This window comes from Streptomyces sp. CRN 30 (assembly GCF_034105845.1).
In genome coordinates, this window is sequence record NZ_JAVRHI010000345.1 from 37,929 (window position 1) to 46,175 (window position 8,247).

The 8,247-nt window shown below is 77.1% G+C and carries 2 protein-coding genes; both read left to right on the forward strand.

Annotated features, from left to right (window positions below; genetic code table 11):
• Positions 1-11: 11 nt before the first annotated feature.
• On the forward strand, positions 12-5,897 hold the full coding sequence (locus tag UW392_RS37095) for an SDR family NAD(P)-dependent oxidoreductase (RefSeq protein WP_320779621.1): 5,886 nt from the start codon (positions 12-14) through the stop codon (positions 5,895-5,897).
• Positions 5,898-5,905: 8 nt separating this feature from the next.
• The coding region (locus tag UW392_RS37100) for a beta-ketoacyl synthase N-terminal-like domain-containing protein (protein WP_320779622.1) at positions 5,906-8,247 on the forward strand (2,342 nt) is incomplete at its 3' end.

Here is an 8,247-nt window from a genome sequence, read left to right on the forward strand (position 1 = left end):
GTGCCGCGAAGATGACTGCTGAAGGTGTCCAGGTCCCGGTGGCGGTGGTGGGCCTCGCCGCGTACACCCCCGGAGCGCGCGACGTCGCCGGATTCTGGCGGAACGTGCTCGCCGGACGCGACCTGATGACCGATGTACCGCCGGAGCGCTGGTCCCCGGCGGACCACTACGACCCGGACCCGTTCGCCCCGGACAAGACCTACGTGCGGCGGGGCGCGTTCCTGCCGGAGATCCCGTTCGACCCGCTGGCGTACGGCATCCCGCCGAGCGACCTGCCCGCCACCGACACCGCGCAACTGCTGGCCATGATGGCGGCGGGCGACCTGCTGGCCGACTGCGGCCTCAGCGACATGAGCGCACGGCAGCGCGAGCGCGTCGGCGTCGTACTGGGCAGCAGCGGACTGGCGCTGGGCTTCGAGGTGTCCGCCCGGCTCTCCCGGCCGGTGTGGAAGCGGGAACTGCTCGCCTCCGGCATCGACCCCGACCGCGCCGAGCGGATCTGCGACCGGATCAGCGCGAACTTCCCGACCTGGACCGAGGCGACGTTCCCCGGTCTCCTCGGCAACGTGGTGGCCGGCCGGATCGCCAACCGGTTCGACCTGCACGGCGTCAACCACGTCACCGACGCCGCCTGCGCCTCGTCGCTGGCCGCACTCTCCACCGCCCTGGGCGAACTCGCCCTCGGCAGCTGCGACCTGGTGGTGTGCGGCGGCGTGGACGTCATGAACGACATCACCATGTACGTCTGCTTCTCCAAGACACCGGCGCTCTCCCCCACCGAGGACTGCCGGCCGTTCGCGGCCGACGCCGACGGCACCATGCTCGGCGAGGCCGTGGTCATGTTCGCCCTGAAGCGGCTGGCCGACGCCGAACGCGACGGCGACCGGATCCACGCGGTGATCCGCGGCCTGGGCGCCTCCGCGGACGGCCGGAGCAAGGCCATCTACGCACCGCTCGCCACCGGCCAGGAGCGGGCACTGCGCCGTGCGTACGACGCGGCCGGTTACAGCCCCCGCGGCGTCGGACTGGTCGAGGCGCACGGCACCGGCACCAAGGCCGGGGACGCCGCCGAGTTCGCCGCGCTGCGCGAGGTGTTCCGGGACGGCGCGGGTGACGAGCGGCAGTGGTGCGCGCTGGGATCGGCCAAGTCGCAGTTCGGGCACACCAAGTCGGCCGCCGGTGCCACCGGGATGCTGAAGGCGGTGCTCGCCCTGCGCCACCGGGTGCTGCCGCCCACCATCAAGGTGACCCGCCCCAACCCGGACCTCGGCCTGCCCGACTCCCCGTTCTACCTGAACACCGCGGTCCGCCCGTGGGTCAGCGCCGGTGACGTGCCGCGCCGCGCCGGGGTCTCCAGCTTCGGCTTCGGCGGCACCAACTTCCACGTCACGCTGGAGGAGTACGTGCCTTCCGGCGGCGGCGGCCGGCCCGCCCGGCTCACCCCGGCCGCCGGCCACGAACTGGTGCTGTTCAGCGCCGCCACCCCCGGCGAACTGGCCGACCTGATCCGCCGTCCCCGGTCCGGCCGGCCGCTGGCGGCGACCGCGCGGGAGAGCCACGCGGCGTTCCGGGCCGAGCACGCGGCGCGGCTGGCCGTGGTGGCCGACGACGACACCGATCTGACCGGGCGCCTTGAGGCACTGGCGGACCGGGTCGCGGCCGGTGAGCCGTTCTCCGCGCCACGGGCCCACTTCGCCACCGGCACCGCCGACCCCGGGCGGATCGCGTTCCTCTTCCCCGGCCAGGGCGCGCAGTACGTCGACATGGGCGCCGCGCTCGCCGTCCACCACGCGCCCGCCCGGGACGCCTGGGACGCCGTGGCGGCGGTCCTCCCCGTACACCGGGAGGTGTTCCCGCCCCCCGCCTTCGACGACGAGGGGCGGGCCGCGCAGGAGGCCGCGCTGACGGCCACGGAGGTCGCGCAACCGGCGCTCGCCGCGCACGGTCTGGCCCTGCTGGCCGTCCTTGGCCGGCTCGGCCTCACGCCGGACTGCGTCGCCGGGCACAGCTTCGGCGAACTGACCGCCCTGCACGCGGCGGGCTGCTTCGACGCGGCCACGCTGGTCCGGCTGGCCCGTCGGCGGGGCGAGCTGATGCGGGACGCGGCCACCTCCCCCGGCGGGATGCTCGCGGTGCACGCGCCGCTGGAGCGGGTCGGGCCGGTGGCGGACGAGGTCGACGGCGTGTGGGTCGCCAACCACAACGCGCCCCGGCAGGTCGTGCTGGCCGGCACGGAGGAGGCGCTGGGCGCCGTGGCGGACCGGTTCGCCGGAGAAGGGGTGGTGACGCGCCGGCTCAACGCCGCCGCCGCGTTCCACAGCCCGGCGGTCGCCGCGGCCACCGAACCGTTCCGCCGCTTCCTGGACGACGTCGCGGTCCGTCCGCCGGGACCCGAGGTGTACGCGGGCGCCGACGCGGCACCGTACGGCCGAGACCCGGCCGCCGTACGCGACGGCGTCGCCGCGCAGCTGACCGCGCCCGTGCGGTTCCAGGACGTGGTGGAGGCGATGTACGAGGCGGGTGTGCGCACCTTCGTGGAGGTCGGCCCCGGCACCACCCTGACCGGCCTGGCCGACGCGGTCCTCGGCGACCGCCCGCACGAGGCGATCGCCCTGGACCGACGCGGACGCGACGCGCTGGCCGCCTTCTACGACGGGCTGGGGCGAGCGGCGGTGCGCGGGGTGCCGATGAACCTGTCGGAGCTGTGGGAGGGCGAGGGGGAGGGGGGCGGGCACGGGCCGTCGGCCCAGCGGGACGACACGGGTGCGGGAGAAGGTGGAGGGAAGCCGCGGATGACGGTTCTGATCAACGGGGGCAACCAGCGTGAGGCGGGGGACGGTGCGGCATCCGGTCGGCCGAGTGGTGCGGCCCCCGTCGTGAGCACGCCGACGCCGGCGCCCGCGCCGACGCCCACACCGGCGCCCGCGCCGGACCAGGGGCGTCCCCCGGTCGCGGCGCCCGCGGCCGTCCCTCCGCCCACCGAGTGGCTGTCGCTGCTCGCCGAGGCGCAGCGGCAGAGCGCGGAGGCGCATGCCACGTACCAGCGGGTGACCGCGGAGAACCACGAGCTGTATCTGCGTACGGCGCAGGCATCTATGGAGGCGCTCCTCGGGGCGGCCGGTGTCTCCGTGCCGGCGCAAGCATCGGCGCCGGCGCCCGTTCCCGCTCCCGCTGGGGGCGCGGCGCCGGTCGCGATGGCTCCGCCGCCGCGGATCGTGTCCGTACCGGCACCCGCACCGGCGCCCGAGGAGGAGGCCGGCCCGGTCACGGCGTCCGCGCCGGTACCGGCGCCGATGCCCATGCCGGCCCACGACCTTCCCGGCGTGTCCGCCCTGCCGACGGACATCGAGTCCATCGGCACGCTCCTGCTCGAGGTGGTCGCCGACCGGACCGGATACCCGGCGGACATCATCGACCTGGACATGGAGCTGGAGGCCGACCTGGGCATCGACTCGATCAAGAAGGTCGAAGTGCTGTCCCGGGTCCGGCAGCGCGTCGGTGAGCTGCCCGCCGCCGACCTGTCCGAGCTGGCCTCCCTGCGGACGCTGCGGGAGATCTCGGTCAAGGTGGCCGAGATGGCGGGCGTGGCGACGGCACCGGCCGCGACGCCGGACACTTCCACCGTCCCCGGCGTTCCCGTGCTCCCCGAGGCCCGGTCCGCCGCCGATCCGCCGGAGCCGGTCCGACGGGCGGTGCGTGCCGTGCCGCTGGCGCCGGCCGGGCTGGCCCTGGCCGGTCTGCGCGACCGGGAGGTCCTCGTCCTCGACGACGCGACCCCGGTGGGTCCGCTGCTCGTCGAGGCGCTCGCCGCGCACGGCGTGACGGCCCGGGTGGTGGCCCGCGTACCGCACGACGCGCGGTCGGTCGTCCTGCTGGACCGGGGCGACGACCCGGCGGCCGCCTTCGCGGTGGTCCGGGGACTGGCCGAGCGGCTGCGCGCGGACGGCGGCCTCCTGGTCACCGTGCAGGACACCGGCGGCGACTTCGGGCTGGGCGGAGCCGGTGACCACCCGGGCGGCGGCGGCCTGGCCGCCCTCGCCAGGACCGCCGCCCTGGAGTGGCCGTCGGCCGCCGTGAAGGCGATCGACTGCGCGCGCACCGGCCGCGACGACCGGGAGGTCGCGGCCGCGCTCGCCGCCGAACTGACCGCCGGCGGACCGGCGGTCACGGTCGGCCTGCCCGCCGGCGGCGGCCGGGTGGTTCCGCTGCTCCGCCCCGTCGCCCACGGCCCGTCCCTCCCCCGGGTCACCGCGGACTCGGTGATCGTGGCCACCGGTGGCGCGCGCGGGGTGACCGCCGAGGCGCTCCGCGCGCTCGCCGCCGCCCACCGTCCGAAGCTCCTCCTCCTCGGCCGTACCGAACTCACCGACGAACCGCCCGGGTCGGACGGAGCCGACGACGAGGCGTCGCTCGTCCGGTCGCTCGCCGCGGGTCCCCGCCCCGGCACACCGGCCGACCTGGCCGCCGAGGCACGGCGGGTACTGGCCGTACGGGAGATCCGGCAGACCCTCCACGCACTGCGGCAGACCGGTGCGCAGGCGCGCTACCTGGCCGTGGACACCCGCGACGAACCCGCGCTGCGGGCCGCGCTCGCGGAGGTACGGCGGGAGTGGGGGCCGGTCACCGGGGTGGTGCACGGCGCCGGAGTGATCGCCGACCGGCTGCTCGGGGACAAGACCGACGAGCAGTTCGCGCGGGTGTACTCCACCAAGGTCGACGGAGTGCGCGCGCTGCTGGCCGCCACCGCCGACGATCCCCTCGCCCTGCTGGTGGCGTTCACGTCCGTGTCCGGGGTGTTCGGCAGTCCCGGGCAGGCCGACTACGCGATGGCGAACACCGCCGTCGACCACCTGCTCTCCGCGTACGCGGCCGGGCACCCCGGCTGTCTGACCCGTTCGCTGGCGTGGGGGCCGTGGGCCGGCGGCATGGTCACCCCGGCGCTCGCGGAGCGGTTCCGCGCTGCCGGGATCGGGCTGATCGAACCGGCCGCCGGTGCGCGGGCGTTCGTGGCCGAACTGGCCGACGCGGACGGTCCCACCCGGGTGGCGGTGCTCGCCGGGGCACCGCGGGAGGGCCTCGCCGAGACCACACCGACCGCGACCGCCACCGCCACCGCCGAGGTGACCGTCGGGCGGCCCGCGTACGCGCTCCTCGACGACCACCGGATCGACGGGACGGCGGTCGTCCCGGTCGCCGTCCTGGTGCACTGGTTCACCGGGCTGGCCCGGTCCCGGCGGCCGGAGAGCGGCCCGGTCGTCCTGCGCGACGTGCGGGTACTGCGCCGGATCGACCTGCCAGGACAGCGGGAGCGGACACTGCTGCTGCGCGGCCGGCCGGACCCGGCGGAGCCCTCGTCGCCGGGCGGCCTCGCCGTCGAACTCACCTCCGCGGGAACGCCGTACGCCGGTGCCGTGGTCGTCACCGGCCCGCCCCCGGCCCCGTACCCCGGCTCCTGGGACGGCCCGGAACAGGCCGAGCCGCTGCCGGAGCCGTACGACGGGCGGGTCCTCTTCCACGGTCCGGCGTTCCGGGTGCTGGACGAGGTACGGCTCTCCGCCGCCGGCGGCCGGGCCGTGCTCCGCGCCCCGGCCGCCGCCGAGCCGTGGCGGGCCGTGCCCTGGACGGTGGACGTCGCCGCGCTGGACGGCGCGCTCCAGCTCGCCGTCGCCTGGGCCGCGCGGGACGGTGCCGGGGCCGCGCTGCCGATGTCGCTGCGGGAGTGCCGGATCCACCGGGGCGGTGCGGAGTGGGGTGCGGCGCGCGTCGTCGTCTCGGCGCGGCGGGCGGACGGGGCGTCCGCCGAGTGCGACGCGGCGGTCCTGGCCGACGACGGCACTCCGCTGGCCGAACTCCTCGGCGTGGAACTGATCCGCCGCCCTGAGCCGACGGGTCGGTGAGCGAGGGGATGGGCCCGTTCGAACCGGTCGCGATCGTCGGGCGCGGCTGCGTGCTCCCCGGTGCGCTCGACCCGGGGACGTTCTGGGACAACGTCGTCGCCGGGCGGTCCGCGCTCTCCGCCGTGCCCGACGGGCTGTGGGGCGTGCCGCCGTCCCGGGTGCTGGGGGCGCCCGGTGAGCCGGACCGGGTCTGGACCGACACCGGAGGGTACGTCCGCGGTTTCGACGCGGTGTTCGACCCGGCCGGGTTCGCGCTGACCCCGGCCGAGATCGCCTCGCTGGACCGGGTGTTCCGCTGGGTGCTGCACGCCGGCCGGCAGGCGCTCCGCGAGGCGGGCGGCCCGGCCGACCTCGGCCGCGCCGGTCTGGTCCTGGGCAACCTGGCCTACCCGACCACGGCCATGGCCCGGTTCGCCGAACACGTCTGGCTGTCCGGCCAGGACCGGCCCGCGGGGGCCGGCGGGCTCGTCGGTGCCGGGTCCCGGCCGGACCCGCGGAACCGGTTCGGCGGCGGGCTCCCCGCGCACCTGGCCGCCCGCGCGCTCGGTCTCGGCGCCGGCGGCTACGCGCTGGACGCCGCCTGTGCCTCGTCGCTGTACGCCGTGAAGCTGGGCTGCGACCGGTTGCGGGACGGCGAGGCCGACCTGGTGCTGGCCGGTGCGGTGGCCGCCGCCGACAACCTCTTCGTCCATCAGGGGTTCTGCGCGCTGACCGCGATGAGCAGGTCAGGGCGGAGCCGTCCCTTCCACCGGGACGCGGACGGGCTGGTACCCGCCGAGGGCGCCGTCCTGTTCGCGCTGGTCCTGCTCCGCGACGCGCTCGCCCGGGACCTGCCGGTGCTGGGTGTGATCCGGGGCATCGGGCTGAGCAACGACGGTGCCGGCGGTGGTCTGCTGGCCCCGGACCGCGCCGGGCAGGAGCGCGCCGTGCGGGCCGCGTACGCCGCGGCGGGGGTCGCGCCGGAGACGGTCTCGCTGGTCGAGTGCCACGCGCCGGGTACGCCCGGCGGGGATCTCACCGAGGCACTGGTGCTGCGCGAGGTGTTCGGCGGCGCGGCCGACGTGCCGATCGGCTCGGTCAAGTCCAACCTGGGGCACCCGCTGACGGCGGCCGGCGGCGCCGGGCTGCTGAAGGTCCTCGGCGCGCTCGACGCCGGGGTGCGGCCGCCCACCCTGCACGCGGACGCGCCTCTGGACGCCCTCGCCGGAACGCCGCTGCGGCTGCTGCGGGAGGCCGAGGAGTGGACGGGTGCGCGCCGGGCGGCGGTCAGCGCGTTCGGGTTCGGCGGGGCCAACGCACACGTGGTGGTGGACGCGTGGCCCTCCGGCACACCCGCACCACCCCCTCCACCTCCCGGACCCGTCGCCGCGACCCCCGCGTCCGTCCCCCCGCCGGCGCCGCCGGAGGGGACCGTGGCCGTCGTCGCGGTCGGGGCTCGGGTCGGGGGCGGGGCCGGTTTTCCGGATCTGTGCCGGGCGGTGCTGGCCGGTGCGACCGATGCCGGGCCCCGCCGCACCATCGAGGTCGTCCTCGCCGGGCTGCGGTTCCCACCGGCCGACCTCGCCGAGGCGCTGCCGCAGCAGGTGCTCGCGCTGGAGGCGGCCCGCGAGGCCGCCGCCGGCACCCGGCTGCCCGCCGACCGGACGATGGTCCTGCTCGGCATGGGCCCGGACCCGGAGGCCGCGCGCTGCCACGCCCGCTGGCGCGCGCCCGGCTGGGACACCGGCACCGGCGGGCCCGCCCCGACACCCGACTGGCCGGACGCGGTCCGCGCGCCCGTCGTCCCGGAGACCGTGCCCGGCACGATGCCCAACCTGGTGGCCAACCGGATCAACGTCCAACTGGGGCTGCGCGGCCCCGGTCACGTCGTCTGCGCCGAGCAGGCGTCCGGCCTGGTCGCCCTGGAGCTGGGCGCGCGGGCCCTGCGCGCCGGGGAGGCCGACGCGGTGCTCGCCGGCGCGGTCGACCTGTCCCACGAGCCGGTGCACGAGGCGGCGTCGCGCGCGCTGGGTGACGACCGGCCCGCCGGTGACGCGGCCGTCGTCCTGGTCCTGAAACGGCTGTCCGACGCCGTGCAGGACGGCGACGAGATCCTGGCCCTGCTGGACCACGGCCCGGACGACGCCGGCACCCCGGCCGCCCTGCTGATCGGGGACGGCGGAGACGACAGTCACCTCGGGGACGCCGACGGCTCCGGCCGTGCCGCCCTCCGCTTCGACCCCGGTCGGTCGTTCGGCGTGGCCCACGCCGCCCACGGCGCGCTCGCCGTCGCGGTGGCCGTGATCGCCGTACGGCACCGGGCCGTGCCGCGTACGGGCGCCCCCGCGCTGCCGGCCGACGAGCCGTTCAC